The organism is Brevundimonas sp. C43 (assembly GCF_030732185.1).
Lineage (GTDB): Bacteria > Pseudomonadota > Alphaproteobacteria > Caulobacterales > Caulobacteraceae > Brevundimonas > Brevundimonas diminuta_C.
This window is the reverse complement of the sequence record NZ_CP132231.1, coordinates 2,136,992-2,163,629: the sequence shown is the minus strand read 5'-3', so window position 1 is coordinate 2,163,629 and position 26,638 is coordinate 2,136,992. Positions and strand designations below refer to the sequence as shown.

General features: G+C 65.7%; 30 protein-coding genes. 19 read left to right on the top strand and 11 right to left on the bottom strand.

Annotated elements, in window-relative coordinates:
* Positions 1-54 precede the first annotated feature (54 nt).
* Complete coding sequence (gene argF, locus Q9R14_RS10940) at positions 55-969, top strand: ornithine carbamoyltransferase (RefSeq protein WP_306002400.1); 915 nt, start codon at positions 55-57, stop codon at positions 967-969.
* A gap of 58 nt (positions 970-1,027) precedes the next feature.
* Here argF and Q9R14_RS10935 read toward each other — a convergent pair whose 3' ends face one another.
* Together Q9R14_RS10935 and Q9R14_RS10930 are read right to left on the bottom strand one after the other, a co-directional pair.
* Complete coding sequence (locus Q9R14_RS10935) at positions 1,028-1,525, bottom strand: pyridoxamine 5'-phosphate oxidase family protein (RefSeq protein WP_017506610.1); 498 nt, start codon at positions 1,523-1,525, stop codon at positions 1,028-1,030.
* Positions 1,526-1,586: 61 nt separating this feature from the next.
* Positions 1,587-1,805 carry a hypothetical protein gene (locus Q9R14_RS10930; protein ID WP_306002399.1) on the bottom strand — a complete coding sequence of 73 codons (219 nt, stop codon included), beginning with the start codon at positions 1,803-1,805 and terminating at the stop codon, positions 1,587-1,589.
* A gap of 216 nt (positions 1,806-2,021) precedes the next feature.
* Here Q9R14_RS10930 and Q9R14_RS10925 point away from each other — a divergent pair, with 216 nt between their 5' ends.
* From Q9R14_RS10925 to Q9R14_RS10915, 3 genes are all read left to right on the top strand, one after another.
* Positions 2,022-4,883, top strand: a complete 2,862-nt coding sequence (locus Q9R14_RS10925; RefSeq protein WP_306002398.1) for a hypothetical protein — start codon at positions 2,022-2,024, stop codon at positions 4,881-4,883.
* A 97-nt stretch (positions 4,884-4,980) separates the two neighbouring features.
* Positions 4,981-5,904, top strand: coding sequence for a sulfite exporter TauE/SafE family protein (locus Q9R14_RS10920; protein WP_017506607.1), 924 nt, complete (start codon positions 4,981-4,983; stop codon positions 5,902-5,904).
* A complete protein-coding gene (locus Q9R14_RS10915; RefSeq protein ID WP_306002397.1) occupies positions 5,904-6,713 on the top strand; it encodes a TIGR02186 family protein in 810 nt (269 codons plus the stop codon). The genes Q9R14_RS10920 and Q9R14_RS10915 overlap by 1 nt, the downstream gene beginning before the upstream one ends.
* Here the strand turns inward: Q9R14_RS10915 and gluQRS are convergent.
* The gene (gene gluQRS / locus Q9R14_RS10910; protein WP_306002396.1) at positions 6,697-7,560 is read right to left on the bottom strand and encodes a tRNA glutamyl-Q(34) synthetase GluQRS; all 864 of its coding nucleotides are present in this window, start codon (positions 7,558-7,560) and stop codon (positions 6,697-6,699) included. The genes Q9R14_RS10915 and gluQRS overlap by 17 nt on opposite strands.
* 78 nt (positions 7,561-7,638) lie before the next feature.
* On the opposite strand from gluQRS, the gene Q9R14_RS10905 reads away from it, so the two are divergent.
* The 4 genes from Q9R14_RS10905 (at position 7,639) to Q9R14_RS10890 (ending at position 11,058) form a co-directional block, all read left to right on the top strand.
* The gene (locus tag Q9R14_RS10905) at positions 7,639-8,289 is read left to right on the top strand and encodes a DNA-3-methyladenine glycosylase 2 family protein (protein ID WP_306002395.1); all 651 of its coding nucleotides are present in this window, start codon (positions 7,639-7,641) and stop codon (positions 8,287-8,289) included.
* The gene (locus Q9R14_RS10900; RefSeq protein ID WP_306002394.1) at positions 8,286-8,945 is read left to right on the top strand and encodes a trimeric intracellular cation channel family protein; all 660 of its coding nucleotides are present in this window, start codon (positions 8,286-8,288) and stop codon (positions 8,943-8,945) included. Before Q9R14_RS10905 ends, Q9R14_RS10900 begins: the two co-directional genes overlap by 4 nt.
* A 141-nt stretch (positions 8,946-9,086) precedes the next feature.
* Positions 9,087-9,647, top strand: a complete 561-nt coding sequence (locus tag Q9R14_RS10895; RefSeq protein WP_026108602.1) for an HNH endonuclease — start codon at positions 9,087-9,089, stop codon at positions 9,645-9,647.
* Positions 9,648-9,822: 175 nt separating this feature from the next.
* Entirely contained in the window at positions 9,823-11,058 is a 1,236-nt protein-coding gene (locus Q9R14_RS10890) for a tyrosine-type recombinase/integrase (RefSeq protein WP_287105433.1), read from the top strand.
* Between the two features lie 57 nt (positions 11,059-11,115).
* On the opposite strand, the gene Q9R14_RS10885 is transcribed toward Q9R14_RS10890, so the two are convergent.
* Positions 11,116-11,400 (bottom strand): hypothetical protein, encoded by a 285-nt coding sequence (locus tag Q9R14_RS10885; protein WP_287105434.1) that lies wholly within the window; start codon positions 11,398-11,400, stop codon positions 11,116-11,118.
* A 353-nt stretch (positions 11,401-11,753) separates the two neighbouring features.
* Positions 11,754-12,116: a hypothetical protein gene (locus Q9R14_RS10880; protein ID WP_306002393.1), complete on the bottom strand. Its 363-nt coding sequence runs from the start codon at positions 12,114-12,116 to the stop codon at positions 11,754-11,756.
* A 236-nt stretch (positions 12,117-12,352) separates the two neighbouring features.
* Between Q9R14_RS10880 and Q9R14_RS10875 the strand changes: the two genes are divergently transcribed.
* Together Q9R14_RS10875 and Q9R14_RS10870 are read left to right on the top strand one after the other, a co-directional pair.
* Complete coding sequence (locus Q9R14_RS10875; protein ID WP_287105436.1) at positions 12,353-12,763, top strand: hypothetical protein; 411 nt, start codon at positions 12,353-12,355, stop codon at positions 12,761-12,763.
* Positions 12,764-12,772: 9 nt separating this feature from the next.
* Entirely contained in the window at positions 12,773-13,078 is a 306-nt protein-coding gene (locus tag Q9R14_RS10870; RefSeq protein WP_287105437.1) for a hypothetical protein, read from the top strand.
* A gap of 81 nt (positions 13,079-13,159) precedes the next feature.
* Here Q9R14_RS10870 and Q9R14_RS10865 read toward each other — a convergent pair whose 3' ends face one another.
* The gene (locus Q9R14_RS10865) at positions 13,160-13,909 is read right to left on the bottom strand and encodes a DUF3363 domain-containing protein (protein ID WP_306002392.1); all 750 of its coding nucleotides are present in this window, start codon (positions 13,907-13,909) and stop codon (positions 13,160-13,162) included.
* 72 nt (positions 13,910-13,981) lie between these two features.
* On the opposite strand from Q9R14_RS10865, the gene Q9R14_RS10860 reads away from it, so the two are divergent.
* Positions 13,982-14,758 (top strand): ATPase, T2SS/T4P/T4SS family, encoded by a 777-nt coding sequence (locus Q9R14_RS10860; protein ID WP_306002391.1) that lies wholly within the window; start codon positions 13,982-13,984, stop codon positions 14,756-14,758.
* 15 nt (positions 14,759-14,773) lie between these two features.
* On the opposite strand, the gene Q9R14_RS10855 is transcribed toward Q9R14_RS10860, so the two are convergent.
* Positions 14,774-14,941, bottom strand: coding sequence for a GntR family transcriptional regulator (locus Q9R14_RS10855; protein ID WP_306002390.1), 168 nt, complete (start codon positions 14,939-14,941; stop codon positions 14,774-14,776).
* Between the two features lie 321 nt (positions 14,942-15,262).
* Here Q9R14_RS10855 and Q9R14_RS10850 point away from each other — a divergent pair, with 321 nt between their 5' ends.
* The 4 genes from Q9R14_RS10850 (at position 15,263) to Q9R14_RS10835 (ending at position 17,933) form a co-directional block, all read left to right on the top strand.
* Entirely contained in the window at positions 15,263-15,751 is a 489-nt protein-coding gene (locus Q9R14_RS10850) for a hypothetical protein (protein ID WP_306002389.1), read from the top strand.
* Positions 15,703-15,939 carry a hypothetical protein gene (locus Q9R14_RS10845; RefSeq protein WP_306002388.1) on the top strand — a complete coding sequence of 79 codons (237 nt, stop codon included), beginning with the start codon at positions 15,703-15,705 and terminating at the stop codon, positions 15,937-15,939. Before Q9R14_RS10850 ends, Q9R14_RS10845 begins: the two co-directional genes overlap by 49 nt.
* Before the next feature lie 365 nt (positions 15,940-16,304).
* Positions 16,305-17,009, top strand: a complete 705-nt coding sequence (locus Q9R14_RS10840; RefSeq protein ID WP_306002387.1) for a hypothetical protein — start codon at positions 16,305-16,307, stop codon at positions 17,007-17,009.
* 765 nt (positions 17,010-17,774) lie between these two features.
* On the top strand, positions 17,775-17,933 hold the full coding sequence (locus Q9R14_RS10835) for a hypothetical protein (protein ID WP_271652833.1): 159 nt from the start codon (positions 17,775-17,777) through the stop codon (positions 17,931-17,933).
* A gap of 101 nt (positions 17,934-18,034) precedes the next feature.
* On the opposite strand, the gene Q9R14_RS10830 is transcribed toward Q9R14_RS10835, so the two are convergent.
* Positions 18,035-19,048: an IS110 family transposase gene (locus Q9R14_RS10830; protein WP_114150059.1), complete on the bottom strand. Its 1,014-nt coding sequence runs from the start codon at positions 19,046-19,048 to the stop codon at positions 18,035-18,037.
* A gap of 98 nt (positions 19,049-19,146) precedes the next feature.
* Here Q9R14_RS10830 and Q9R14_RS10825 point away from each other — a divergent pair, with 98 nt between their 5' ends.
* The 3 genes from Q9R14_RS10825 (at position 19,147) to Q9R14_RS10815 (ending at position 22,953) form a co-directional block, all read left to right on the top strand.
* A complete protein-coding gene (locus Q9R14_RS10825; protein WP_306002386.1) occupies positions 19,147-20,271 on the top strand; it encodes an alpha/beta hydrolase in 1,125 nt (374 codons plus the stop codon).
* Between the two features lie 410 nt (positions 20,272-20,681).
* Positions 20,682-21,383 carry a TetR/AcrR family transcriptional regulator gene (locus Q9R14_RS10820; RefSeq protein WP_287901642.1) on the top strand — a complete coding sequence of 234 codons (702 nt, stop codon included), beginning with the start codon at positions 20,682-20,684 and terminating at the stop codon, positions 21,381-21,383.
* A complete protein-coding gene (locus Q9R14_RS10815; protein ID WP_249750962.1) occupies positions 21,370-22,953 on the top strand; it encodes an NAD(P)/FAD-dependent oxidoreductase in 1,584 nt (527 codons plus the stop codon). Before Q9R14_RS10820 ends, Q9R14_RS10815 begins: the two co-directional genes overlap by 14 nt.
* Positions 22,954-23,173: 220 nt before the next feature.
* On the opposite strand, the gene Q9R14_RS10810 is transcribed toward Q9R14_RS10815, so the two are convergent.
* From Q9R14_RS10810 to Q9R14_RS10800, 3 genes are all read right to left on the bottom strand, one after another.
* Positions 23,174-23,638, bottom strand: a complete 465-nt coding sequence (locus Q9R14_RS10810) for a MarR family winged helix-turn-helix transcriptional regulator (protein ID WP_039248752.1) — start codon at positions 23,636-23,638, stop codon at positions 23,174-23,176.
* Positions 23,635-24,060, bottom strand: coding sequence for an Ohr family peroxiredoxin (locus Q9R14_RS10805; protein ID WP_039248765.1), 426 nt, complete (start codon positions 24,058-24,060; stop codon positions 23,635-23,637). The genes Q9R14_RS10810 and Q9R14_RS10805 overlap by 4 nt, the downstream gene beginning before the upstream one ends.
* Before the next feature lie 86 nt (positions 24,061-24,146).
* Positions 24,147-25,145, bottom strand: coding sequence for a DUF4105 domain-containing protein (locus Q9R14_RS10800; RefSeq protein ID WP_039248749.1), 999 nt, complete (start codon positions 25,143-25,145; stop codon positions 24,147-24,149).
* Positions 25,146-25,265: 120 nt separating this feature from the next.
* On the opposite strand from Q9R14_RS10800, the gene Q9R14_RS10795 reads away from it, so the two are divergent.
* Entirely contained in the window at positions 25,266-26,603 is a 1,338-nt protein-coding gene (locus Q9R14_RS10795; protein WP_287901638.1) for an alpha/beta hydrolase, read from the top strand.
* Positions 26,604-26,638 lie beyond the last annotated feature (35 nt).

The window sequence follows — 26,638 nt, the reverse complement described above, 5'->3', positions numbered from 1 at the left end:
TGTCGCCCACAGCACTAGATCCCCGCCTTCGCGGGGATGAGCGGAGCTAGACATATGGTCCGGCACTTCCTCGACATCCACCGGCTGGACGCGGCGGATTTGCGCGCCATCCTGGACGACGCCCATGCCCGCAAGGCCGCCCGCAAGGGCTGGCCCCAGGGGCGCGCCGACGCCGATGCGCCGGGCAAGGACCGCGTTCTGGCGATGATCTTCGAAAAGAACTCGACCCGCACGCGGTTCAGCTTCGACGCGGCGATCCGCCAGTTGGGCGGCGCGTCCATCATCGCCACGGCCTCGGACATGCAGCTGGGGCGCGGCGAGCCGGTGGAGGACACCGCCCGGGTTCTGTCGCGCATGGTCGATGCGGTGATGATCCGCGCCAACGATCACGAGGATGTCGAGCGGTTTGCCCGCGTCTCGACCGTGCCGGTGGTCAACGGCCTGACCGACCGGTCGCACCCGTGCCAGATCCTGGCCGATCTGCAGACGATAGAGGAGCATCGCGGACCGATCGCCGGCAAGACGATCGCCTGGATCGGCGACGGCAACAACGTCTGCCACAGCTTCATGCACGCGGCGCCCAAGTTCGGCTTCCATCTGAACGTCGCCTGCCCGGCGGAATACCACCCGGACCTGCGCGACCTGGCCAAGGGCGGCGACGCCGTTACGCTGACCAGCGATCCGCGAGAGGCGGTCAAGGGCGCCGACGTCATCGTCACCGACACCTGGGTCTCCATGGGGGATCAGGATTATGAGGCGCGCCTGGCGGCGTTCGAACATTACGGCGTCGACGAAGCCCTGATGAATCTCGCCGATCCCGAGGCGGTCTTCCTGCATTGCCTTCCCGCCCACCGGGGCGAGGAAGTGACCGACGCCGTCATCGACGGGCCGCGCTCTCTGGTCTGGGACGAGGCCGAAAACCGCATCCACGCCCAGAAGGCCGTGCTGGCCTGGTGCTTCGGCGGCTAAAAGAAAAAAGGGCGGACCCGATCGGGTCCGCCCATTCTGGTTTCTGAAGCGTCGAAGCCTACAGCTTCACGTCCGACACGCCGCCGACATCCGGGACGCTCTTGGTCAGGTTGGCCTTCAGGACTTCATAGCCGAAGCCCAGCGCGCCCTTGTCGGACACCCAGACGCGGCCGTCGTCGGCGTCGAAGCGGATCAGGGTCAGATGAGCGTCGTCCTTGCCGTCTGGGTACCAGGCGGCGACGACCGGGTTCCAGTATTTCTCGATACGGCTGCGGTCCTGATCGATGGCCAGACGGCCGTGGATGCAAGCCTGAACCTTGCCGTCCTTGGCCTGGTAGCAGAACATGCCGTTCTGGCCGCCGCCAGCGACGTCACGGGCGAAATCGGTATCGTCGCGGGTGAAGAACCAGATGGTCCCCGTCTCGTCCTCGCCGAAACCGGTCATGGGCTGGTGGTGATAGCCGGGGCGGTCGATGCCCAGCATGCCGGTGTTGGACTCCTTCAGGCTCTTCCAGAATTCCTTCTCGGCCTCGGCGGGGGTCAGTTTGTCGGACACGCGGTCTCTCCTTGAGTGGTTCGCAAGGTTCAACCGACCGGCCGTCATCGGGTTCCCGTCTCTAGGCGCCAGGTATCCAGGGCGCACGCTCGGCCCCGAACAGCGTCGCCAGATGGATCAGCAGCAGCATGCCGATCGCCGCCGCGCCTACCATTAGGAACCGCCACGGCATCAGGCGCGGTCCCTTGAACGGATCCGGCGGCCGCGCGCCGCGCCATCCGCAAAAGACCATGACGATGAGGGCGACGCCCAGCAGGACGAGGGTGGTGGTCAGGCTCATGCGCCGCAGGTGGCGAAAGCCGCGGCGCTTGGCAAGCGAACCCTTGCCGGGAGGTTAATCTTCATGCCGCGTTAACCGAGATGATTCACAAATCCGGCTGTCTGGCGCGATGTCCACAGGATTGGGATATCGCTGCTAGATATTGCGGTTAACCATCAGTTTACACCCTCGATATTGACGGTATAGCCTTCGTCGCATGGGCTGGGAGACGAATCAGTGAGCGCTGCAGCGCCGTGGAGCGTTAAGGGAATCGATCCCAAAGCACGCGAGGTCGCCAAGGATCTGGCGCGCCGGTCCGGCATGACGCTGGGCGAATGGCTCAACTCCATGATCATGGAAGACGAGGAGGAGGGCTACGCCACCCTGCCGCGTCGCTCCCAGGCCGCCGAATACGAACGCCGCAACCGCAGCCGTCGTCTGGACGACGCCTATGAGGTCGAAGACAGCCAGCAGCGGATCAGCGCCTCCATCGATGTGATCGCCGCGCGGCTGGAAGCCGCCGAACGCCGCTCGACCGTCGCCATTCAGGGTGTGGATCAGGCCGTCGCGGGCCTGATGCGCCGGCTGGACGGGCAGGAGGCCGAGGCCCAGGGCGCCGCCCGCCGCATCGACGACATCGCCGAGGAGTTGCGCGAAGGGCATCGCCGCCTGCGCGCCTTCGAACGCGACACCGGCCCGTCGACCCAGGAAGCCTTCGGCAAGATCGAGACCTCCCTGGGCGCCCTGACCGGGCGCCTGTACGACATCGAGGAACGCCAGCGTCTGGGCGTCAGTGATCTGCGCGAGCGGATGGAGGCGGTCGAGAAGGCCGCCGGCCCCGGCGTCGGCACGGAAATGCTGGCCCAGGTCAGCGCGCGTCTGGACGAGGCCCAGAACCGTACGACCGAAGCTCTGAAGACGCTGGAACGCTCGTTCGCCGCGCTGGACCAGCGGATGCGGACGGCCGAAAGCCGCGTCGAGCCGGAAGGCGCCCGCGACCTGGCCCGTTTCGAGAAACTGGCCGAAAGCCTGTCGCGTCAGATTGACAACAATCGCGCCGAGATGATGCAACGCCTGGACGCCGCCGAAACCGGCGCGCGCATCGACCGCATCGAACGCGCCGTCCAGGCTGTCGGCGATCAGTTGAAGGCGTCCGAAGAAAAGGGCGCCATCAGCCTTGAGGCCATGGGCCGCGAGGTCCTGCGCATCGCCCGCAACCTGAATGCGCGGGTCAAGAAGGTCGAGGCGGACAACGACGGTCGCACCGACGCCGTCGCCCACGCCGCCGCCGACGTCGTCAGCCAGACCATCGAGACCGAGGTCGCCCGCCGCGCCGCGCGCCTGGACCAGGAGTTCGCCCGCCACGTCGACCGCGTCGACCAACGCCTGACCGCCAGCGACGATCGCCACGCCATCGCCCTGGAGAAGTTGGGCGGCGAGATCACCCGCATCTCTGACCAGCTGAGCGATCGCATCGCCCAGTCCGAGCGCCGCTCGCAGCAGGCGCTGGAAGACATCGGCCGACGCCTGTCGGAAAGCTCGGACAAGATCGAGCAGCGCTACGACCGCGCCTCCGGCGAGCTGGCCGAGCGGATGCGTCTGAGCGAGGAACGCACCGCCCGTCTGCTGGCCGAGGCCCGCGAAAGCATCGACGCCCGCGCGCCGACGCCGATCCGTGACAAGCCGCTGGACAACGAGCCCGCGTGGACCCCGGCGCGACAGGTGCTGGAACGCGCCGCCTCGGCGACGATACAGGCGCCGATCCAGTCCGCATCCATCGAAGGCGACTGGCGCGCCGCCGCCTTCCCCGATGAAACCTTCACCGACCAGGACGCCTGGTCCAGCGATCCGGTGACGCCCGAAGTCGCGACCGCCGCGCCCTTCCCCTCTTCGCCCGTCGCCCAGACCGAGGCCGAGCCCGTCGAGGCGCTGGCTGACGACATGCCGATGCGCCAGGTCGATCCCGACGGCGTCGAGCCCATCATCCAGCCCTTCAGCGGTTTCGGCGGCGCAGACGTCGAGGATGCGCTGGAAGCGACGTCGCCGGGCTTCTCGACCGCACCGACCGAAAAGCGTGACGCCGCTGTCCTGGACGCGGACGACGACGATTTCGGCGGCGAGACCGAGTTCGTGGATCCGCGCCGGCTGCGTTCCAGCATGGAAGCCGCCGCCGCCGCGGGCCGCGCCGCCTCGACCCGCAGCACCATCGACGCCGCCCGTGCTGCGATCACCGCGCCGTCCGAGCCGGAGCCTGCGCCCCGGTCGGGCTTCGGCCTGAAGCGCGGCGGCAAGTCCAAGCTGCAGGAACGGCTGGACCGGCAGGCGTCAAAAGACGGCTCGACGGTCAAGAAGACCTTTCTGGCTTCGGTCACTGCGGTCGCCCTGACCGGGGGCGTCTATGGCTATCTGTCCCTGACCGACGGCGGCGCCCCGGACTTCGAGATGCCCAGCTTCGGCGGCTCGACAACGAACGGCGCCGTGCCTCTGGCCGCGTCGGCGGTGACGCCGACCGGCCCGAAGGCGACCTTCGACATCGGCGGCCCTGGCGCGGCGGACTATGAGGCGGCGATCGGCAAGTTGGAGGCCGGCGACAACTCTGGCCTGGACGGCATGAAGCGCGCCGCCAACCTGGGTTACGCCCCCGCCCAAACCTATCTGGGTCAGCTGTATCTGGACGGCGCCAATGGCGTGCCCGCCGACCCGGCCCAAAGCCGTCAGTGGGGCCGTCGCGCGGCCGAGGGCGGCGATCCGCGCGGGATGCATCTTTATGGAATGCAGCTCTATGAAGGCGACGGCGGCGCGACCAATCAGGCCGAGGCCCTGACCTGGCTGCTGAACGCGGCCGAGCGCGGCCTGCCGGACAGCCAGTACAACGTCGCGCGCATCTATGAGACGGGCGCCGACGGCGTGGCCAAGAATCCGACCGAAGCGCTGAAGTGGTACATGATCGCCGCGCGTGGCGGCGATGCGGAGGCCCAGGCCGCCGTCACGCGCCTGCGCCCAACGGCCAGCGCCACGGCCCAGCGCGCGGCCCGCACCGCCGCCGACGCCTTCGTGGCCCAGTCGCAGACCCAAGCCCAAACGCAGGCCACGGGCTAGATTCCCAGGCGCCGGGCGGCTATCGGTCGCCCGGTCGTCCCCGACCTCGCCCGCCCGACGGCGATTCTTGTGTCCGCTCCAGCCGAAGGCGCGTCCTTTGGACATCTATCTGCCGATCGCCGAGGTTTCGGTGAACTGGCCGACCCTGGTGATCCTGGGGGCGGTGGTCGGGTTCGTGTCCGGCCTGTTCGGCATCGGCGGCGGCTTCCTGATGGCGCCGATCCTGGTCTTCCTGGGCATTCCACCGACCGTCGCGGTCGCCAGCCAGGCCAGCCATGTCGTGGCCTCCTCGACGTCGGGCGTCATCCGCTATGCCGGGGCGGGTTCGGTCGATTTCAAGATGGGGTCGGTGATGGCGGCCGGCGGCGCGGCCGGCGCCCTGGCGGGGGTCGAGCTGTTTCGCTACCTGCGCCTGCTGGGCCAGGCCGATCTGGTCGTGGCCCTGTCCTACCTCGTCTTCCTGGGCGCGATCGGCATTCTGATGCTGAACGAGAGCCTGACCGAAATCCTGCGCCGCCGCCGGGGGCTGCCCGCGCCGCACAAGCAGCGTCGGCGGCCGATGTGGCTGTATGGTCTGCCGCTGAAAATGAAGTTTCCGAAGTCGGGCCTCTATATCAGCGCCCTGCCGCCGTTCGGCCTGGGCGTTTTTGCGGGCGTCCTGTCGGCCATCATGGGGGTTGGCGGCGGCTTCATCCTGGTGCCGGCCATGCTCTATATCCTGCGCATGAGGGCGGGCGCCGTGGTGGGCACCAGCCTGTTCCAGATCATCATCACCACCGCCATCACCACCATTCTTCAGGCCGGGCGTAACCAGACGGTCGACATCGTCCTGTCCACCATCCTGCTGCTGGGCGGCGTCGTCGGCGCCCAGATCGGCGCGCGCTTCGCCGGGCGGTTCCGCGCTGAGGAACTGCGCGCGGCGCTGGGCCTGATCGTGCTTCTGGTCGGGATCCAGATGGGACTGGATCTGTTCGTGCGGCCCAACGACATCTTCATGATCGCGCCGGGGATCGCCGACTGATGCAGGCGCTTCCTCCCCCTCCGCCCGCCGTTGCGGCCCCGCCGCTCGATCGATCTGAAGCGACGACCGGCGACCTGCGTGTCGCCGCCGCCCTGACCGACGCCCAGGTCCGGGTCGACAGCAGTTTTCGGGGTGCGTCGATTGTCCTCTACGGCGCCGTATTCAATCCGACGCCTGAACCGGCGGACGTCGTGGTCGTTGTGCGCGGGCCGGACGCGCCCATCCGCCTGGTCAAGAAGACGCGCACGTCCGGTGTGTGGCTGAACAGCCGACCGGTGCTGTTCGAGGGCGCGCCCGGCTTCTACATGACGGCCTCGACGCGCCCGCTCAGCGACATCGCCGACTTCGGCCAACTGCGCCGCCTGGGCGTCGGCGTCGATCACCTTCGCATTGATGCGCCCGAGGAAAGCCGCACCGTCACCCGCTACGGCGTGCGCGACGTGGTCGTCAGCCGTCTGGGCGACGACTATCTGGACTGGCGCCGCGCCGTGATCCGGCTGAAGGAGGCCGCCGCCCTCTACGACACCGATTCCCAAGGGGTCGAGTTCGTTGACCGGGGCCTGTTCCGCGCCGAGGTCACACTGCCCACCGTCGCCCCGACCGGCAAATACTACGCCGAGGTCTGGCTGTTTCAGGACGGCGAGCCGCAGTCGGTGTCCAACCTGACGCTGACGGTCGAGAAGGTGGGGCTGGAGCGCGACATCTATGAGTTCGCGCACCGGCGGCCGTGGCTATACGGCGTGTTGTGCGTGGTGCTGGCCGCCCTGACCGGCTACGGCGCCTCGCGCATCTTCAGCCGGCGGAGCTGAAGCCCAGTTCGGCGCGCAGGGCGTCGGGCGTCAATCCGCCGGCGCTCAGCTCGGCCAGGGTGATCGAGCGATCGCGCTTGGCGTAGCGCCGCCCGTCCGGCCCTTCCAGCAAGGCATGATGACGATAGGTCGGCGCCGGCCAATCCATCAGGGTCTGAATCAGCCGCTGCACATGTGTGGCCTCGAACAGGTCCTGGCCCCGGATCACATGGGTGATCCCCTGCAAGGCGTCGTCATGGGTCACGGCCAGATGATAGGCGACGCCCGTATCCTTGCGCGCCAGGACGACATCGCCAGCCGCCTCGGGATCGACGGCGACGACGCCGGTTTCGTCGTTCGGGCCCTCGCCCTCCTCGACGAAACTCAGGCCGTTCCAGGCCGCCTCGCCCAAGGCCTCCCGCGCCCGATCCAGCGACAGCCGCCAGGCGAACGGCGCGCCCGAGGCCAGCAGGTGCGCCTCCTCGTTCGCTGAATGCGGGCCGGGCCTCGCCGCCTCCATCGCCCCGTGTGGCGCGCCGCCGATGGCGTTCAGGATCTCCTTGCGCGTGCGGAAACACCGATAGAGCAGGCCTCGCGCCCGCAGGTTCTCGATCACGGCGGCGTAGTCGTCCAGATGATCGGACTGGCGCCGAACCGGCGTCTCCCAGTCCAGACCCAGCCAGGCCAGGTCCTCCAGAATGCCCGCCCCATGTTCCGGCCGGCATCGCGTCGGATCGATATCCTCGATGCGCAGCACGAACCGCCCGCCCGCCGCCTTCGCCGCCGTCCAGGCGGTCAGGGCCGAGAAAGCGTGGCCCTTGTGCAGGCGGCCGGTCGGCGAGGGGGCGAAGCGGGTGGCGAACATCAAGACGCTCTCTAGCGGTTTGCGGCCCTCAACGGCGCCCCCGCTCTTTCCGACAAGCGCGACGGGCCGTAAGCATGGCGAATGCCGTTCGCACCCACGCCCGATGACATCGCCGCCGCGCGCCAAGCGCTGGTCGCCGCCGATCCGGCGCTCGTGCGCGTGGACGCCCAGACGCCGCCGCTGGAGTGGCGGTTGAGAGTGGGCGGGTTCGAAGGCTTGTTCCGCATGATCGTGGAGCAGCAGGTGTCGGTGGCCTCGGCCGCTTCGGTCTGGGCGCGGCTGCGCGAAGGCATGGGCGGTATCACGCCCGAGCTGTTGCTGGCGCACGATCTGGACCAACTGCGCGGCATGGGTCTGTCGCGACAGAAGGCGACCTATGGTCAGGGGATCGCGCGGGCGCAGATCGCGGGCGAGATCGATCTGGAGCACCTGGCCAATCTGGATGACGAGGCGGCGATCGCCTCCCTGACAGCGCTGAAGGGCGTGGGCCTGTGGACGGCCGAGGCCTATCTGATGATGTGCGAGGGGCGGCTGGATGTCTTTCCCGGCGGCGACGTGGCCTTGCAGGAGGCGATCCGCTGGGCTGACGGCGCAGAGGAGCGGCCCGATCAGAAGGGCGCCTATGCCCGCGCCGAGGTCTGGCGGCCTTATCGTGCGGTCGCCACGCACCTGCTGTGGGCCTGGTACACGGGCGTGAAGCGCGGCGAGATCGCGCTGGATGCGCCGGCATGACCCCGCTCGATCCGGCTCTGACCGAACCGCTGCGTAGTCCGCAGACCGTGCTGACCGCGCTGGATTTCGCCGGCGTGGCGGTCTTCGCCGCCACCGGCGCCCTGGCCGCCGCGCGCGAGAAGCATGACGTGGTCACCTTCGCCTTCTTCGGCGCCATCACCGGCGTGGGCGGCGGGACGCTGCGTGACCTGTTGCTCGGCCTGCCGGTCTTCTGGGTGCAGGACTGGCGCTATCTGGCAGTCTGCCTGTTCGCCTCGACGGCCCTGTGGCTGGTGGGGCAGCGCGACTGGCGGTTCCGCGCCCTGCTGTGGCTGGATGCCGTGGGTCTTGCGGCCTATGGCGTGATGGGGGCGGCCAAGGCCGAGGCGGCCGGGGCGCCGGCCCTTATCTGCATCGTCATGGGCACGCTGACGGCCTGTTTCGGCGGGGTGGTGCGCGACACCCTGGCGGGCCAGCCGTCGATCCTGCTGCGGCGAGAGATCAACGTCACGGCCGCGATCCTGGCGGCGACGGTCTATATGGTGCTGAGGGCGCCGGGCGTCGGCGTCTGGCCCGCCGCCATCGCCGCGGCGCTGTCCGGCTTCCTGCTGCGTGCGGCCGCCCTGCGCTGGGGCTGGACCCTGCCGGGATTTCCGACCCACGCGCGCGGGGTCTGAGACAAGACGTCACGAAAACGCTGCACACTGGTCATGGCGATGAGCGGGAATCAGGGGTAGGCTGATCTCACAAGACTAGGGAAGGAGACGTGTCCTCACCTCTGTCGCCTCAAAATCCCCCCGTCTGAGCGGGAGGGCCTGATGCAGGTTCTCCATCGACCGCCCTCCGGTTTTCCCGCGTTGGTGCTGAACGCCGACTTCCGGCCGCTGTCCTATTATCCGCTGTCGCTGTGGCCGTGGGAGGAGGCGGTCAAGGCGGTCTATCAGGACCGCGTGGACGTGGTGTCCCTGTATGACAAGGTCGTCCGCTCGCCGTCGATGGAGATGCAGCTTCCCAGCGTGATCGCGCTGCGCAGCTATGTGGATCAGGACCGCAGCCCCGCCTTCACCCGATTCAACGTTTTTCTGCGCGACGGTTTCGCCTGCCAATACTGCGGTCAGTCGGCTGAACTGACGTTCGACCATGTCATCCCCCGCTCACAGGGCGGACGCACGACCTGGGACAATATCGTCGCGGCCTGCAGCCCCTGCAATCTGGCCAAGGGCGGGCGAACGCCGCGCCAGGCCATGATGCCGATCCGCCGCGAACCCTATCGCCCCAACGCCTGGCAGCTTCAGGACGCCGGCCGACGCTTCCCGCCGCACTATCTGCATCAGAGCTGGCTGGACTATCTTTATTGGGACATAGAGCTCGAACCTTAGGGTTCTTTTCAGTTGCTCGAAATGGCTCAAACACCCTTGTGGTGGGCAGGTTCAGGGTTCGTTCTTTTACCGCTGATTTCTCGATTATCCTCCGAAATCCTCCCGGCTGGTGACCATGTGGTGACCAAAACCGGGACCAGAAACGCGGCCCCTCGTGGGCCCGAGGAGAGATCGAATGGTTCAGAACCCGAGGTCCGGAAAGATCACCAAACGCCTGGTCGACGCCCTGACGTCCGAAGGGGTGCGGTTCACCCTTTGGGACACGCAGCTCAAGGGTTTCGGGGTGCGCGTCGCTGTCAGCGACACCAAAACCTACGTCGTTCGGTACAGGACGATCGGCGGCGCCGACCGCCTGCTTCACATCGCTCGCCATGGTGTTGTGACCGCCGAGGAAGCCCGCGAAAGAGCGGCCGCTGTGCTGGCCGAAGTCGCGTCAGGTGGTGACCCTCAGGGGACCAAAGTCGAACGACGCGAAGAACTGACGATGTCGGAGCTCTGCGACCTCTACATGAAGGAGGGCGTCACGATGAAGAAGGCGACGACCCTCAGGATCGACCGCATCCGGATCGCGCGCCACATCAAGCCGCGCCTCGGCCGGATGAAGGTCACCGATATCGGCCGAGCGGACATCGAGCGGCTGATGGTCGATGTCGGGTCGGGACGCATTCGTGGAGAGGCGACGCCGCACACCCGCGGCGGCATTCATGCGGCCTCGCGCACGGTCGGTCTGCTGGGCGGCATCTTCACGTTCGCCGTCGAGCGGGAGTTCGTGAAGACCAACCCCACGCGCGGCGTGAAACGCTACAAGGACAACCGTCGGGATCGCTTCCTTTCCCCGGCCGAGCTGGCGCGGCTCGGCGATGTCCTCGCGGAACTCGAGAAGCACGGGGGCGATCCTCGCCATATCAACATCATCCGCCTTCTGGCGCTGACCGGCGCCCGCAAGAACGAGATCGCCAGGCTCAAGTGGTCGGAGATCGATCGCAACATGGGGATGCTCCGGCTTGAGGATTCCAAGACGGGGGCCAAGGTCATCCGTCTCGGGAGCGCGGCGCTGAAGCTGATCGAGGGCCTGCTCTCGAACGGGAGCATTTATGTGTTCCCGGATCGGAGAGATCCCAAACGTCCGATCGCCAACCTCGATTGGGCGTGGGTCGGCATTCGCAAACGGGCGGGCATGGAAGACCTGAGGATTCATGATCTCCGGCACAGCTTCGCGAGCGCGGGCCTGGCGGGCGGTGAAGGTCTCCAGCTCATCGGAAAACTGCTCGGCCACAGTCACGTCAGCACCACCAGTCGGTACGCCCACCTGGCGGACGACCCGGTTCGTGCGGCCGCCGACAGGATCAGCGAGAGCGTCGCCGCCTCTCTCGCGGGCTGGTCGGTTGAAGAAGGACAGACGGCCCACTGAAAGAAGGCCGCCCGGCGGATCGCCGGGCGGCCGAAGAGACTGGGATGGGAATGGGAGCTAGGCGTCCTCGTGAGCGGCCTCGCCCCAATGTCCAGCCTGACGTGGCTGGCTTGACGAGGACCTGAGGCCCGACAGCTGGCTGCGCGCCCACTCGTGTAGCAGGCTCTTGGGGTAGTAGGGCGTTCGCCCGAGATGGGTGCAGGGCGGTCCGTCGGACCGCGTGCAGAACACCTTCGCCAAGGTCGATGGCGAACGGCGGATGCCCATCCGCAGAAGCTCGGTGGACGCTTCCTTGCGGGTCAGCAGCATTTCCTCAGTTCCGTGAAGATGTAGACCGGCCATGTGGCGCTCCTTTCCGTCTGATCCAGAACTGTAATCAGGCAAGCACTGAAAGAAATAAGCCGCAACCGACCTGAATGGCTTATGCTGTCGCTTCGATTACCTCGTCAGTGTCCGGGTTGTTCCGTCTGGTTTCTTCTTTGTCCCCTCGTCCGAACAACTTCACGGCCTTGTGAAGAGCGGGGGCCATATCCACATGTCGGACGGGTCGGCTGCCTCCTGCGGAAGCGATTTTGGGGAGAGGGAGGCCGCCCCTGCTGGGCGTGTGGGCTGTTGAGCGATAGTGTGGGTGTTGTGTCTCGGGCTGACGCTCGGATCGAAACGCGCGTCAGCCCGTGCAGGCTTCGGAGATGGCTTCAGTCGACGCAGATTGCTGGGGTTGCCTTGCCATCCTCTAGGCGCGCGTAGCATCCAAATACTTGGGACTCGGCCTGGCAGCGCCCGACCGCGGCGCTTCCGGCGGCAGGGAATGGCGCGTCGTCCACGCGGCAGTCGCCGAGACAGTCCGATCCGGTGGTGCAGCGCTTGCCGGCATCGGCGTAGGTCACGACGCACTGAAGGGTCTGCGCCCGCCCGACCGGCTTCATCTCGCCGCCTCGCGCCGCGCAGTCAGCAGCGGCGGACGTCGGTGAAGACACGGCGGTGTCACCGGCGTCGGTGGAGGGTATCGGCTGACAGGCGCCGACAAGGACGGCGATCAGAACGGGCAGGAATCTCATTCGATTGTCTCCATATGGACAGAACAGGCGGTGCGCCGGGCCCCCCGACACTTGTTTCGGACGTGCCTCGGCTCCCTTAGACGCCGCCGATCCGACGGTCCCTTATCCAAACGACTTCCAAGGGCCGATCATGGCGGAATGGAGCGATCGCGGCTATCTGAAGTCCGGAAGGGACGGCGCGCCCCCTGTCGCCCTCAGTCGGGCACGTCTCGGTCAATCATGGTCGGAGAAATCGGATGACGAGCTTCACCAAGCGCGCGATGGCGACGGCGATCCCGGCCGACCTCCTGACCGCCGCCCTCGAAGCGTTCGCGGAGATGCCGGCCGATGATCGTCAGTCCTACGAGGCTCGTGCGTTTCGGATCTTCCAGCTCCTTGAGGAGCAAGAGGAGACTGGAGATCGAGCCCTGATCGCCTTCGTCATCCAGCTCCGGCTCGAAGCGCTGGCGCGTCTGCACGACGATCACGGCCTGCGGGCGTGGACGCTGCCGGGAGAGGAGGAAGGCATGGACTACATCCATGCCGATGTCGTCGCGGCGGCCGCCGTCGAACCTCTCATGGCGATCGACGATCGCAACACGGGGTTTGACGCCGAGTCCTTCCGCGCTCGCGTGCTGGCTGGCGCGGCCGTCCGCGGCAACGCCTGAGGCCGAAGCATGAGTCGTCCCCCGCCACCCAGACGCGGCGACCGAGCGGACGACGAAGGCGCCGGAACGAGCGACCTCGCCGTGCGGGCCGGGCGGGTCGCCAAACGCCTGCTGGCCGAGCGGGGTCTGGTCTATCTGGACGACCTCGCCCCCGATGACTGCCGCACACTGCTGCGCGCAGCCTGGCGCGAGGCGGCGGCCCAGCTGTTCAGCGGCGCCGACCTCGATCTCGTGGAAGCCGAGATCGACATTATGATCGACAGCCTCGACATGACGCCGTCCCCGCCGCCCATGCCGCGGTCCGAGATGAACTGAGCTTGAGCAGTCGCTGGGAGATGCTCCACGAGACCCGTCTCCTTCTGAAACCGCGAGTTCAGACCCGGATCGTGGGAGCCGTCACCGACCTAGGTCCTGTCCGAGCTGCTTACCGTTGAGGACCTGAGCGAAGCCGCGGGCGTCCAGCGAAAGAGTGACCGTCTTTCCTATGGCTGGCGGGGTCTTGCCGACGCTCAGCCGGCCATAGTGTTCGGAGCCGTCAGCAGCGCGCACTACCACAAAGGCGGAGCCGCCCAGTTCGTCGTGGAAACCGGCCTTGACCACCTTGCCATGGACCGGCGCCTTGCCCAGCTGTTCGGCTGACCGCGCGCCGTCCAGACGCCGCTGGTTCAGTGTGCGAATGACATCCTTCGATAGTTGAAGCCGTCGCAGTCGCGCCTCCATGTCAGGCGCCAACCGGAAGCGTCGGCCCACACGTGTCGCAAGGCCCAGCGTCTCTAGATGACGCAACCGTCCACGCGTCAAAGCGGTCCAGGCGTCAGTACCCCCGACGCCGTCATCGACACAGCCGCCGTCGTCCACGGCTGCGATGAGACGGCGGTCGAAGGCAGTGAACCGGTCGGCCTCGGTCTCACGCCAGACGCGACGTTCGGCGTCCTGACGGCTGAGGTCTCCGAGGCGTTCCTGAGCCACTTCCTGGGCTCGTGCACGAAAGCCGTAACCGATGTAGTCGCGCGGGATCACGAGATCCCGGCCGTCGCTTCGTCGACCCCGAACGAGCACGTGGGCATGGGGTTGGTCGGTGTCGAAATGGCAGACCGCGATCCAGTTCAGCCCAGGCTCTCCGAGATCGTCGGCGACCCTCGACATGACCTCCCTTGTGTAGCTCTGCAGGTCCGAAATCCGGTCGCCATGCTCCGGTGAAATTATGAAGCGGAAGTGGTGCCGGTCTTTCGCCCAGCCCTCCGTCGCGCCTGCCGCATCGATGCCTTCGCGGACCGGTCCGAAGAACACGGCCTGCTCCCCATCCTCTCCGGCGCCCATGCGTCCGAGGTAGGCGATGTGGGCGCCGAGCGCCGCGCCTCTTGCCGGAGCCTTGCGCCGACAGGATGGAAGGGTCTGCAGCCAGATACGGGGTCGGGGAAGACGACGCTGGCAAATGCGCTGCTCGCCGAGCCGGCGTTCGCGAACGACCGTGTCTTCCTGATTGAAGATACGCCCGAACTTCAATGTTCCGCGTGGGATCTCGTCGCCACCCTCACACGCCGCCACCCTGCGCCGATCGGGGTCGTCGACCTGGTCCGCGACGCTTTGCGCATGCGACCTGATCGGATCGTCGTTGGAGAAATGCGCGAAGGGTCGGCGGCGCTCGAAACGCTCAAGGCCTGGAACACCGGGCATCCTGGCGGCCTTTCGACGATCCACGCGAATTCGGCGGCTGGAGCCCTCTCTCGGCTAGAGGATCTGCTCGCCGAGGTCGGGTCTCCGCTAGCGACACGTGTCATCGCCAACTCAGTCGATGTCATCGTGCATATTCGCCGGGAGCCGCAGGGACGCCGTACGGACCCGATCCTGGAAGTGACAGGCGTGGCGGGAGACGGTTACCGTTTCGACCAGTTGATTGAGAAGCGCCTCTGTCACTGCGTGACCTTCCGAACATTCAGGTGGGGCAACTGTAGGAACACGACGGAGCGGCGTCCATTGCCGGCGCGAGGCTGAAGGGCTCATCCAAACTCAGCCAGGTGCTGGAGCTTCCCGGACCGGGGTGGCGCTCAGTCCCACCTCCGCCGCCAGTTCCGTCACCACGATCGGCTCGCCCGGGACAAACCGGCCCGCCTCGGCGAACCGCTTTAGAGCACCCAGAGCCGCTCCATAGGGGTCTCGTGGTTCGGAAGTCTGCATGACGCCCTCGACTGAACAATGGGCGGACCGGGAAACGGGGGGAGCCGATCCGATTACACAAATTAGTGCAGATATATTTGATGCAATGCAAGGTTATATTTTGACCGCCAATAGATTGCGCTTAACCCGCAATTTTTTTGCGGACGATCAACGAACTTGTTGCGTATTGGGAGCTTCGGAGGGCGTCGTTCTACTCCGGTCCTGTGATAGTCTGTCCAGAGACAGCAACTTGGGGGCGAAGTCGGTCCTGTTCCGCGATATCTGGCGTTCGCGCGGTCGGCCCAATGCCGACCCCCGCCCATTCAAGAGGACCGCGCCCGCATGACCCAGTGTTTCGAGACGCAGATCCAGTTCACATGCCCGGACTGCCAGGCCCTGGCGGTCACGAGCGCGGAGGTGCCTGAGCCGGACTGGAGCGCAGCCGAAAGCATGTCGGACCTGAATTCCGAAGGCGAGACCGAGGTAGAGTGCCCGCACTGCGAAGCCGTCTTCGAGGCCTATGTGGTGAACAACGCGGGCAGTTGCGCAGTCACACTCAACAACCATCCTGGAACAGCGGTCTCTGCGGATGTCGCCTTCTACTCGCCCGAGGAGGACTGGTCGGACTACACGCTTCCGGAAAACCCGCTCTCGATCTGGGTGGAGTCGTTCGAGCAGGCGCAGGCCTATCTCGAAGCCCACGGCTCGGACGATGGCGGCGCGCTGATCAACCGGATGTCCGCCGCAAGGACGAACGGATCATTCACAGCATTTTCTTCCCGATGCGGCGGGACAGCACCGACGTCACCGATCACGACATCTGGCTGCTGAGCGAGACCTGGACCCAGTTTCCGACCGGCACGGGCTGGTTTTCCTCAGGTGAGCTCCGCGACCCGGTGGCCAGGCGACAACTGGGCGAGACCTATTCCGAAATCCTCTTCTACGACGACGTCGTCGCCAGGGCGAAAAAGCGCATCAGGGTCTATCAGGACAAGCTGCAGCTCTCGCTCAAGACTTGAACCCTTGGTGGAGCCGTGACCGATCCGGTCTCGACGCACGAGGTGGAAGGCGACGGCCTGACCGCTCGGATCGAGGCCCAAAGTAGAAGGGCCGCCTCGCGGCGGCCCTTGGAAGTCTGTTTAGACTCATTCCACGCCAGCCTTGCGGCTGGTAACGAACCCACGGAACGACGTGGCTGGAGTGCCGTGAATATGAGGTTTGTTTCCCGGTTCGTCAATGCGCCGGGCTGGAGCGGGGGCGTCGGCGCGTGACCAAGTCTATCACAGAATCCCTGAACGCCCTCATCGACGCCCTGCCGCAGCGACCCGACCAAGCCGTAATCGACCGTCTCCGAACGGACCTGTCGGTCGTCAGCTCGCAGCTTTTGAGCGGCGCCATCCAGGAGATCGCGGCGACCGCGAAAAAGAAGCTGCCGGAAGAACCGGCTGAGGGCGATATCCGCGACGCGATCTACCGAATCTACAATCGCAAGGTCGCTGAGCACGCTCAGATGTTCCCGATGTTCCACACGGTCGAGACCGCCCTGCGCGCGAGCCTCGCCGTCGAGCTGGAGACCCACTACGGCATCCAAGGTTGGTGGAACCCTGTACTCAAAGGGCTGATGTCGAGCGCGTGGGATCCCCGGTCGGTGACGCGCATCGGCAACGTCGACGTCAACCGCGAGATTCCCTACCGAATGGGGCGAATCCTGCAGTCCCTGATCGACAAGAAGGTCGCGGTCACCAGCTTTCGCACCGGGAACGAGCTCCTGACAGCCTGCGACTTCGGACACCTCGTCTTCCTGATTGAGGACCACTGGTCGCTCTTCGCGCCCAAGTTCGTCTTCAAGGGGCAAATGGTTCCGAAGCAACTCGCGGTGACTTGGCTCGACCGCATCCGGGATGCGCGAAACGCCGTCTATCACCACCAGTCATTTGAAGGCGCGCCAGGGGCCTATGACGCGGGCGATTTCGTAACGCAATGCCTCGGTGTGAAACTCGCCAAGGTGCATCCGCTGATCGCCGGCGCGCCCTGCAAGCCGCCGCCCTACTTCCCTAAGCTGGTCGCGCCTCGACAGGCGGCGCCCTAACCGGCGCAGATCGAGACAACCACGGGTGACGCCCAATGAATATATGTCTTTTCGGCGGAGCGAATCTGACCGCTGCGCCGAAGAAGCCGGGGCACATCCTCCTGACTGCGCTCGGCGGGAGGATGACGGCATGCGCGATCAGCATATCTTGACGTCGAGTAGGGGGTCATCATGCGCGGATGGGATCGTGCGGATCAGACTTAGGGCGCCCAATTCGCAGAACGGACTTTTGGCGCAGGCTGCTGAGCGGAACTCCATGGCAATCGCCATCAGATCGTTCGTAGCGGCGGGCTAGAAACAAGCGTGCTCCGCTCAACATCTTCCCCGCGATCGCTGCCGAGCCATTGGCGTCTCTTGGCTCCAGATCTGAGGATCGCCGGACGTTCCCCGTCGTCCGAGCGCCCGCGCGAAAGGCCCTCTATCGAAATCCCACAGCCGTGCTGGGTCGAAACCGGCGCTCAACGCAAGACATGAGGTGTCGGTGTTCGTCCGGCGCCGAGGGCGGATGGCCCCCGGACTGCCCCGTCGGTCAATCTCGCAACGCATTCAGCAGCACCAGCAGGGAACTCGCGGTCATGGCGATTGCGGCCCCCACCCGCAACGGCAAAGACGCATTGTGACGGCCAGGAGTAAATAGCCGTCGTCCCAGCCCTTCAGATGCTGCTCGACCTGGTCCCGGGCGTGGAGCGCGGTATCCTGACGTGATGGTGTGGACGACCTCCGCCTGACGGGCTGTTCTGGGTGTGTCGTCATCAGGGACGTCATGTGTGGACGACCTCCAAGACGCAAGAGTGGAAACGACGTTGGCGCTCGGTCGAGTGCAGTCATGTGTTCGGCCTGTTGATGCAGCTGTTTGCGCTGCTGGCCCTGATGAAGTCCGCGGACCGGCTCCCTAATCACGTCAACGCGCTCGAGGCGCTCTGACCCCCTGGGTTTCACCGATCCCCGGCTGCGGCCGGTTCGTCATCACGTCTCACCACTCCTTCGTCTACGGCGCCGGTCCTGGGTGAAGACCGGCCCGATCTCTATGCCGCTGTGGGCTTGTAGTCCTCCTGTCGCGCCATCAGGGTCCAGGCGATGCGAGCCGTCTTATTGGCCAAGGCCACGGCGGCGACCTTCGGCTTCTTGCGTTCGAGGAGATTGCCGACCCAGCCCTCGCGTCCTCGCTGCCGGGCCATTCGCAGGACCGCCGTGGCCCCGACGACCAGGAGACGTCGAAGGTAGCTGTCACCCATCTTGCTGATGCCGCCCTGGCGTTCCTTGCCGCCACTGCTATTGGCCCGCGGCGTGAGTCCCAGCCAGGCTGCAAACTGCCGACCGGAACGGAAGAGACTCGGATCTGGCGCGCTGGCCGCCATGGCGCTGGCAGTGATCGGCCCGATGCCTGGGATGGTCGCCAGTCGCCGGCTCGTCTCATCCTGCCGATGCCAATCGAGAATCCGACGCTCCATACGGCTGATCTCTGCGCCAAGGTGTTCGAGCTGTTCTGCCAGCCCGCCAAGCGCGGCATGCGCCAGATCCGGCAGGGCCTGACCCTCTTCACGCAGACTCTTCAGCGCTGCCCGCACCCCAGCTGGACCTTGAGGCGCGACGATGCCGAACTCCCCGAGGTGGCCCCGCAGTGCGTTGATCAGCATCGTTCGCTGACGAACCAGGAGATCCCGGGTCTTGTGCAGCATCAACACCGCCTGCTGGGCCTTCGACTTCACAGCCACGAACCGCATGGTCGGCCGGGTGACAGCCTCGGCAATCGCTTCAGCGTCGGCGGCGTCGGTCTTGCCGCGCTTCACATAGGCCTTCACGTACGCCGGCGGCATGAGCCGAACATCGTGGCCGATCGCCATCAGTTCACGCGCCCAGTGGTGGGCTGAGGCGCACGCCTCGATCCCGATCAGGCACGGCCCAATCGACTGGAAGAAGGCCAGCACCTGGCCGCGCCGCAGTTGCCGTCTCACGACGACCGTGCCGTCTGTGGCTACACCGTGAACCTGGAAAACAGTCTTCGCCAGATCGAGCCCGACGACAGCGATGGTCTGCATGATACCGCTCCTAGACGTGACGTCCCTGATGACGACACACCCAGAACAGCCCGTCAGGCGGAGGTCGTCCACACCATCACGTCAGGAGCCGTCCACAGATGACAGCACCCATCTGTGAGATCAAAGAATCCGCTGCCCAGTCGAGCTCGCTCAAGGGCTTTGCCATCCACACCAGCGCCGATTATGTGGTCACCTTTCTGTTCTGGGCCATCGGCTACGTGTGTGGAATCTGTCCGGCTGGTGCTATTGAGAGACGCGATGCTAGAGCCTCCGCAGTGCGCCGACTGGCGGGAAAACCGATGACGAGTTTACGAGCGAAATTTCTGCTCGCAATCCTCCGTCTTGTGAACGCGCGAAAGGCGTTCACTGACGGCGAAAACTTCCTTGCAGATGCGCTGGAGAAGCAGACGAACGGACCGGCGCTGCCTGGCCGGCGTCTGCTGCGCAAGTTCCTGATTCGGGACGAACAGATCGCGGGGGTGCGAAGTTTTGTCGTGCAGCCGCGCGAGAACGCGTCGGCGCACAGGATCCTCTATCTTCATGGCGGCGCCTATGCTTGGGATCTGATTTCCGTGCACTGGAAGATCATCGAGGAACTCATCGCGCTCACCGGGGCCAGCGTCACCGTTCCGATCTATCCGCTGACACCGACGACGGGCTGGGAGGCGGCGCATGATGCGGTCAGGCGGGTCTATGGCCATCTGGCGGATAAGAGCGGCGCCGACACGATCACCATCATGGGCGATTCTGCAGGGGGTGGCCTTGCCCTGGCGGTCACGATGGCCTTGCGCGACGATGCACGCCCGATGCCGGGCTCCCTGGTGCTGTTCTCTCCCTGGCTCGACGTGAGCCTGTCCGATCCGGAACAACGCGCACTGGCTCCCCGAGATCCAATCCTCGCGCCGCCGGGACTTTTGGCGGCGGGAAGGGCCTATGCGAATGGTGTGTCCCCGCAGGATTCGCGCGTCAGCCCCCTGTTCGGTTCCTTCGACGGTCTACCGCCCGTCGCCATTTTATCCGGCACACGCGATCTCCTGAATAGCGACGCTCGTCGTGTCGCCCGCCGCGCTCCAAGGGTCGTACAGATGTTCGAGTATCCGGATATGCCCCATGTCTGGGTCGGCTTGCCTATTCCGGAGGCACATCAGGCCCTGCAGCAGGCCGCAAACTTCGTCGAGTTGAATACAGTCACTTCGCGCAGATCGTACCCTAGCGGCACGTGAAGGGGCGATTTCGACAGAGTTTTTCTGTCGTGGGCTGCTTTATCCTGACTTTTTAATCCGCCCAGCTTTGCTCTGTCCGGGTTGCCAGCGGGACGCTTCGCCTTGTCGAGGGCGGCGGCCGGGCGACATGCTTTGCCTTCCAGGGCAGGCCGCTTTGCACCTTCAGTTCAACACGTCGAACGAGAATGGAATTATCGCGGCGGGGCCGCTCGGGCTGGCGAGCATGCCGCCCCACCGATGTGGTCGCTAACTTGACCTACTGCCCTAGCGTACATGGTACTGCATCGGTCGCATAGGTTGCAGGGTCCAACTTGTTGTCCGTGGCGGTCACCTGTTCTGGGGCCAGCGGAGGTCTAGAGGCTCTAGGAGCCTAAAACGGAACGCTTTCGGACCGTTTGCGTTGACAACCCATGATGAAGGCGGCGACCAAGGATCTCGTGCTGCAGCCGCGCCCGGCCCAAGGCGGTCGGCCCACCCAGGACGTCGCCGCCAAGCTTGAGACTCACATCCTGAGCATCGCCCTTCAGCTTTTGTGCGCAAATGATCTGGAAGGCGCCACGATTGACGCGGTGGCCCAGGCCGCCCATGTGTCCAAGCGCACTCTCTATGCGAGGTTTCCGACGCGACAGGCCCTGTTTCTGGCTGTGTTGAACCACGCTGTGGAACTCCGGCTGGCGCCGCTGCGTCGGCCGGTGCTGGATGGAGACTGGCGTGCCGGGCTCGCCTCTCTGCTCTCGGAAATGCTCGAGGCGTCGGCGGAGACCGAACTCCGGGCCATCGAGCGCCTGCTGCTGTGGGCGCGGGATCACGATCCCGATCTGGTGCAATCCATGTTCGACCGTTCGAGCGCCCGGCCCGTGCGTGTCATCGCCACGATCCTCGGCGGGGCGGCGGATCGCCATGAGCTTGAGGCGCCCGACGTCGAGCGCATGGCCACCATTCTGTTTGAAGCCGCCGTCGTCGGCCCGCGTCGGCGGATGTTGTTCGGCGTCGACCCCAAAGAGACCGCCGAGGACCGTCGCCGCCATGTTGCCGCGGTGGTCGAGCTTTTACTGGGGGCCGCCTCGGCTCCTTCGCCTTTCCAACAGGAGTGTTCCGATGCCAACCTATGATGTCGCTGTCGTCGGCGCGGGCCATAACGCCTTGGTCAGCGCCTGCTATCTTGCCAAGGCGGGCAAGAAGGTGGCGGTGCTGGAACGCAGGCCGGTGATCGGCGGCGCGGCCTGCACCGAGGAAATGTTCGGCGGCTACAAGGTCGATATAGGCTCCTCGATCCATGTGCTTTTCCCGACCACGGGCATCATGGAGGACCTTGGTCTCGCCGAGCACGGTCTTGAATATATTGAGTTGGACCCATGGGGCTTTTACCCCATTCGGGGCACGGACAAGGCCATCACCTTCTACCGTAGCCTGGACAAGACCTGCGACAGCATTGCGGCGATCAATCCGCGCGACGCCGAAACATATCGCGAGTTCATGACCACCTGGGCCGACGTCCAGCGGCTGATATGGCCGGCGATGTCGGCGCCGCCCCAGATGGGACAGACGATCGCCTCTGTGATCAAGGCGGCCTTCTCCCGACCCGGGGCGGTGCGCACCGCGCTCAAGGCCGACGACCTCGTGCGCCAGGTTCTGATCGATTCCACCCGGCTGCTTGAGGAACTGTTCGAGAGCGAGGAATTGAAGGCCGCCCTGGTCTGGCTGGGGGCGCAGAACGGCCCACATCCGGACGCGGCCTCCAGCGCCACCATCCTGGGCCACTACGGCATGATCCACGAGGACGGCGCCTATCGCGCCATCGGCGGCTCGGGCATGGTCTCGGTCGCCCTGGGCCGCGCCTTCGAAGCCATGGGAGGGACGATCCTGACCAATGCGGAGGTGGAAAAGGTTTCGAGCCTCTCCTCGGCCGGCGGCGCCCGCTTCGAGGTCCGCGCCGGCGACCAGACCGTGCAGGCCAAGACCGTCCTGTTTGGATGCCACGTCCAGACCGCCTTGTTGAAGCTGCTTGATCGCGATCTGGTCGAGCCGAACCTGGTGCGCCGGCTCGAGGCGCTGAAGGTGATGAATGGGTCGGGCTTCATGGTGCGCCAGGCGGTTTCGGAATTGCCGGCGTATGCGGGCCAGGCGCTCAACACCCGTGGGGTGGGCGAATGCCATCACGGCATGCAGTTGCTGTGTCCCACCGTCGACACCCTCACGCGATCGATGAACCTGGGCCGTGTCGGCCGCACGCCCGACTATCCGCCGGTGATGCAGATGAGCTTCACCGCCGTCGATCCCACCCTGGCGCCCGAGGGCAAGCACCTGCTCTACAGTTGGTCCTCCTATCATCCCTACCATCTCGACGGTGAGAACTGGGATGACATCGCCGAGCGCGAAGCCGACAAGATCTGGGACGTGGTCTGCGAATACACCCCCAACATGAAGGGCAAGCTGATCGATCGCTACATCCAGTCGCCGCTGGAGATCGAGCGCCGGATCGGCCTCGTCCAGGGCGACGTCACCCATCTGGAAATGAGCATGGACCAGATGTTCGGTTTCCGACCCCTGCCAGACCTGGCCGGTTACAAGACAACGATCGACGGCGTCTATCTGACCGGCGCCAGCACCCATCCGGGCGGCGGCGTGTGGGGCGCCAGCGGACGCAGCGCGGCCAAGGTGCTGCTCAAGGATCTACGATGAAGGTCATCAAGACGCGCTGACGCAATTCAACCTGGGTCCGGCGGCGCCTCGCATCGCACTTCAGTTCCGGGGGTGTAGGGACAGTTTCGATCCAAGAGCGGGTCATAACGTGTCGGCGACCTGGGAAGCCCCTTTGTCGGGCGCTGATTCAGGCTGCGGCGCCAAGTCTGCCGGGTCTGTTGCGGCATCGAAGATCCCCAAGTCAGCCCTTCCCTGCAGTCTAGGCCTGGGCGCCCGCCAGCTGCGTGACCAGCGTTTGCACCCGCTCGCGGAGGTCGTCGACCTGACGCGGCCTCATGCCCGTCTTCCTTGAAAGTTCCGCGGGAATGCTTCGGGCGCGATCCCGCAGGGCGCACCCCAGCGGTGTCAGTGCGACGAGGACGCGGCGCTCGTCGTCGGCGTCGCGCCGCCGTGTGATGAGCCCGCTCCGCTCCATGCGTTTCAAAAGCGGGCTCAAAGTCCCGATGTCGAGATGGAGGCAGGCACGCAGTTTTCCGACGGACATCGGCGCCTGCGCCCACAATAGGAGCATAACGAGATACTGGGCGTAGGTGAGGCCCAGGGGTTCAAGAAGCGGCCTGTAGAGCCGCTGCATGAGGTTCGTCGCCGCATAGAGCGGAAAGCAGACCTGATGGTCGAGCCTGAGCAGGTCTTCCCCTTCGGCCGGATCGGTGTCTGGTTTCACCGCGTCTTCACAGAAAGCGCGACATCGATATTGCCCCGGGTCGCGTTCGAATAGGGGCAGACCTTGTGCGCCTCCTCGACGATCGCTTCGGCCGCCTCCTGATCGACGCCAGCGATGGTGACATCGAGCGCTACGGTAAGGGCGAACGCCCCACCGGCATTGGGCTCCATGCCCACGGTCGCGGTGACCTCGACGCCGTCGTCTCCGATCTTCTTTTCCCGATTGCGGGTGATGTGGATCACGGCGTTGCCGAAGCAGGCGGCGTAACCTGCGGCGAACAGTTGTTCCGGATTGGTCGCGTCTCCCTTGCCGCCAAGGCTCGGGGGCAGGGCGAGTGGAAGGTCGAGCAATCCGTCCTCGCTGCGAACAGAGCCGGCGCGGCCGCCGACGGCGTGTACCTTGGTTGTGTAGAGAGCGCTCATCATTCCACCTGACAGAAATATATGGCTAGCCATATATTCGCGCGGCCATGGAATATCTAGCTCGCACCGAGAGGCGCCGCTGCGGATCACCTTGCTGAAAGCTGCGCTCGGAGATAGGCGCTCCAGGACGCATCGTCCGGAAACTCCGACGGGGGTCGAACATCGGTTGGCAGGCTGCTGACCCGCGCCAGCGCATCGGCGGGGATGGTGTCGTCGACGAGACCCAGCTGCTGGAACAGCGGCAGGGCATAGCCGGGAATCCAGCGCCTCAAATCATACCATGGCACCGAGGCGAAACGTTCGGGCGCCAGGTTGATGAAGGAGGTCATGCAGCTCTCGGTCAGGGTCGAATAGAACTTGGGGCGCTCGTGAACCTGGGTCGTGAACCGCAGGATGCGCTCGAAATAAACGCGGACGACCTCAGGGCTCTGGCGGATCGGATAGATCTGGATCTCGTCCGGCGGCGTCCTGGCCAACCGCTCCCAGAACAGGTCGCGCTCGGTGGCCAGTTCCGGATAGATGGGGTCGCGCCGGAAGAAGCCCGCCAGGGGGTCGAACTCGGCGCCCCTCGCCTGGCGCGCCTCCATGGAGACGACGACGTGACGGCCGTCGGCGAACCGGAACGACAGCATCACATGCTCCATCGCCTTCAGGTCGCCGAACGGCTGGAGGATCAGATCCATCCCCTCGAGGGTCGCGAGATCGAAAGTCGCTGTGGTCCAGCGCGGCGTCGACGCGACGCCAGGATCATGTAGGGCGTCGCGGAAATTGTGGATGGTCGCCCGGTCGCCCTCAATCACCGCCCAAGCCTCCTGAGCATGCAGGTCGCGCCAGTCCTGAGGCGCTGGCGACTTGGTCCAGTAAGCCGTCAGGACAATGGCGAGCATGGCGGCCGCGACGCCGCGCCTCGCGCGCCGCCATCGCGCCGGCGCGAACCACAGCCCCAGGACCAGCACGGGGAACGCAACTGCGCCCGCATCGCGAATCCAGACCGGCCACGGGACCCAGTAGCGGATCGCCAGGGCGCAGAAGACCGCCAGGACCACGATGAGAAGGCTCGCCGCGGCGCGCGCCGTTCGATTCAACACTTATTTCCTCGCGTCGTCCTGGCATCGGGTCGACACCGATAATCTGACTGGATCAGCGCGAACCCAAATGATACGTCGAGTTCCAATAATCGGTAGCGGCATCCAGGCGTGCGATCAATGATTCCCTTTCGAACGGCCTGGGCCGGTCCAGGCTCCCTGCCCCGAGCCCTGGCGCTGGGCCTTCTGCTGTTTCTCGGCCTGGGGGTCCAGGCGTGCGCAACCGCGCCGTCCGGCGTGCTGCTGCCGATCACCACGCCCCATCCGGGCGTGCAGGAGATCAGCATGCTGGTCTATTCCACGCGCGCCCCAACCGAGGCGCCGGGCGTGGTCTATTCAGGCAAGAGGGGGGAACACCTGACGGCCATGGTGGTCGACGTCTCGATCCCTCCTGCCCACCAGATCGGCGCCGTCGAATGGCCGCGTCGGCGCGAGGCCGATCCCGCGCGGGAGTTCGCCACCCTCTCCATCGATCCGGTCGTCGACGACGCCTCGGCCGAGGCGTGGATGAACGCGCAACTGAAGGAAGGCCGCCTGCTGATTTTCGTGCACGGCTTCAATGTGCCGTTCGACCGGGCCGTCTATTCCCTCGCCCAGCTGACGAATGATTCCGGCATCCAGGCCGCGCCGGTCCTGTTCACATGGCCCTCGCTGGGCCGGATCTATGCCTATGTCTACGATAGGGAAAGCGCCAACTATTCACGCGACGCCCTGGAACAGTTGCTCCGGCTGGCCGCGCGCAATCCGAATGTGACCGAGGTCACCGTCATGGCTCATTCGATGGGCAGCTGGATCGCGGTCGAGGCGCTGCGCCAGTACGCGATCCGCGAGGGACGGGTCGACCCAAAGATCGAGAATGTGATCCTCGCCGCGCCGGACCTGGACGTGGACGTCTTCGCCCAGCAGGTCGCGGTTCTGGGCCCTGACCGGCCCCATTTCACCTTCCTGGTCTCGCGCGACGACCAGGCCCTGCGGGTTTCGCGCCTGCTTGCCGGAGGCGTGCAACGCGTCGGCGCCCTCGACCCCTCCGAGGAGCCTATCCGCAGCCAGCTGGAGCGGACCGGCGGCGTCACCGTCATCAATCTGGCCGATGTCCGCGGCCGTGACCGGCTGAACCATTCAGTCTTCTCAGAGAGCCCCGAGGTGGTCCGGCTGCTGGGCAGCAGCCTGGTGTCCGGCCCGGGCTTGTCGGGAAGCTCCGACCTGCCGCTAGGCGCCTTGGTTCTGGACGTCGCCGAGGCGATCACTTCCGACATCTCCCAAAAGGCTCCGGTGACGCGTCAGCCCCAGGCCGCCCCCGCCGAGGCGGTCGCGCCCTCGGACACGCGCACGATCGCAGATGACGCCCGGGACGTCACACCGCCGGGGCCGCGCGTCGAAGTGGACGAAGCGGACGCCCTCAGTTCTCCCCGACCGGTGATTGATCCACATCAAGGTGCATCCGTGGAGCGGGATTAAAAGATAAAATCCATATCACTCAGCCTGTCCCAGAC

Excerpts from the sequence above, each read along its gene's own strand:
- argF (WP_306002400.1), top strand. The coding sequence starts at position 55 with ATGGTCCGGCACTTCCTCGACATCCACCGGCTGGACGCGGCGGATTTG.
- Q9R14_RS10930 (WP_306002399.1), bottom strand. The coding sequence starts at position 1,805 with ATGAGCCTGACCACCACCCTCGTCCTGCTGGGCGTCGCCCTCATCGTC.
- Q9R14_RS10915 (WP_306002397.1), top strand. The coding sequence starts at position 5,904 with ATGCAGGCGCTTCCTCCCCCTCCGCCCGCCGTTGCGGCCCCGCCGCTC.
- Q9R14_RS10905 (WP_306002395.1), top strand. The coding sequence starts at position 7,639 with ATGCCGTTCGCACCCACGCCCGATGACATCGCCGCCGCGCGCCAAGCG.
- Q9R14_RS10900 (WP_306002394.1), top strand. The coding sequence starts at position 8,286 with ATGACCCCGCTCGATCCGGCTCTGACCGAACCGCTGCGTAGTCCGCAG.
- Q9R14_RS10895 (WP_026108602.1), top strand. The coding sequence starts at position 9,087 with ATGCAGGTTCTCCATCGACCGCCCTCCGGTTTTCCCGCGTTGGTGCTG.
- Q9R14_RS10890 (WP_287105433.1), top strand. The coding sequence starts at position 9,823 with ATGGTTCAGAACCCGAGGTCCGGAAAGATCACCAAACGCCTGGTCGAC.
- Q9R14_RS10885 (WP_287105434.1), bottom strand. The coding sequence starts at position 11,400 with ATGGCCGGTCTACATCTTCACGGAACTGAGGAAATGCTGCTGACCCGC.
- Q9R14_RS10880 (WP_306002393.1), bottom strand. The coding sequence starts at position 12,116 with ATGAGATTCCTGCCCGTTCTGATCGCCGTCCTTGTCGGCGCCTGTCAG.
- Q9R14_RS10875 (WP_287105436.1), top strand. The coding sequence starts at position 12,353 with ATGACGAGCTTCACCAAGCGCGCGATGGCGACGGCGATCCCGGCCGAC.
- Q9R14_RS10870 (WP_287105437.1), top strand. The coding sequence starts at position 12,773 with ATGAGTCGTCCCCCGCCACCCAGACGCGGCGACCGAGCGGACGACGAA.
- Q9R14_RS10865 (WP_306002392.1), bottom strand. The coding sequence starts at position 13,909 with ATGTCGAGGGTCGCCGACGATCTCGGAGAGCCTGGGCTGAACTGGATC.
- Q9R14_RS10855 (WP_306002390.1), bottom strand. The coding sequence starts at position 14,941 with ATGCAGACTTCCGAACCACGAGACCCCTATGGAGCGGCTCTGGGTGCT.
- Q9R14_RS10850 (WP_306002389.1), top strand. The coding sequence starts at position 15,263 with ATGACCCAGTGTTTCGAGACGCAGATCCAGTTCACATGCCCGGACTGC.
- Q9R14_RS10845 (WP_306002388.1), top strand. The coding sequence starts at position 15,703 with ATGCGGCGGGACAGCACCGACGTCACCGATCACGACATCTGGCTGCTG.
- Q9R14_RS10830 (WP_114150059.1), bottom strand. The coding sequence starts at position 19,048 with ATGCAGACCATCGCTGTCGTCGGGCTCGATCTGGCGAAGACTGTTTTC.
- Q9R14_RS10825 (WP_306002386.1), top strand. The coding sequence starts at position 19,147 with ATGACAGCACCCATCTGTGAGATCAAAGAATCCGCTGCCCAGTCGAGC.
- Q9R14_RS10820 (WP_287901642.1), top strand. The coding sequence starts at position 20,682 with ATGATGAAGGCGGCGACCAAGGATCTCGTGCTGCAGCCGCGCCCGGCC.
- Q9R14_RS10815 (WP_249750962.1), top strand. The coding sequence starts at position 21,370 with ATGCCAACCTATGATGTCGCTGTCGTCGGCGCGGGCCATAACGCCTTG.
- Q9R14_RS10805 (WP_039248765.1), bottom strand. The coding sequence starts at position 24,060 with ATGAGCGCTCTCTACACAACCAAGGTACACGCCGTCGGCGGCCGCGCC.
- Q9R14_RS10795 (WP_287901638.1), top strand. The coding sequence starts at position 25,266 with ATGATTCCCTTTCGAACGGCCTGGGCCGGTCCAGGCTCCCTGCCCCGA.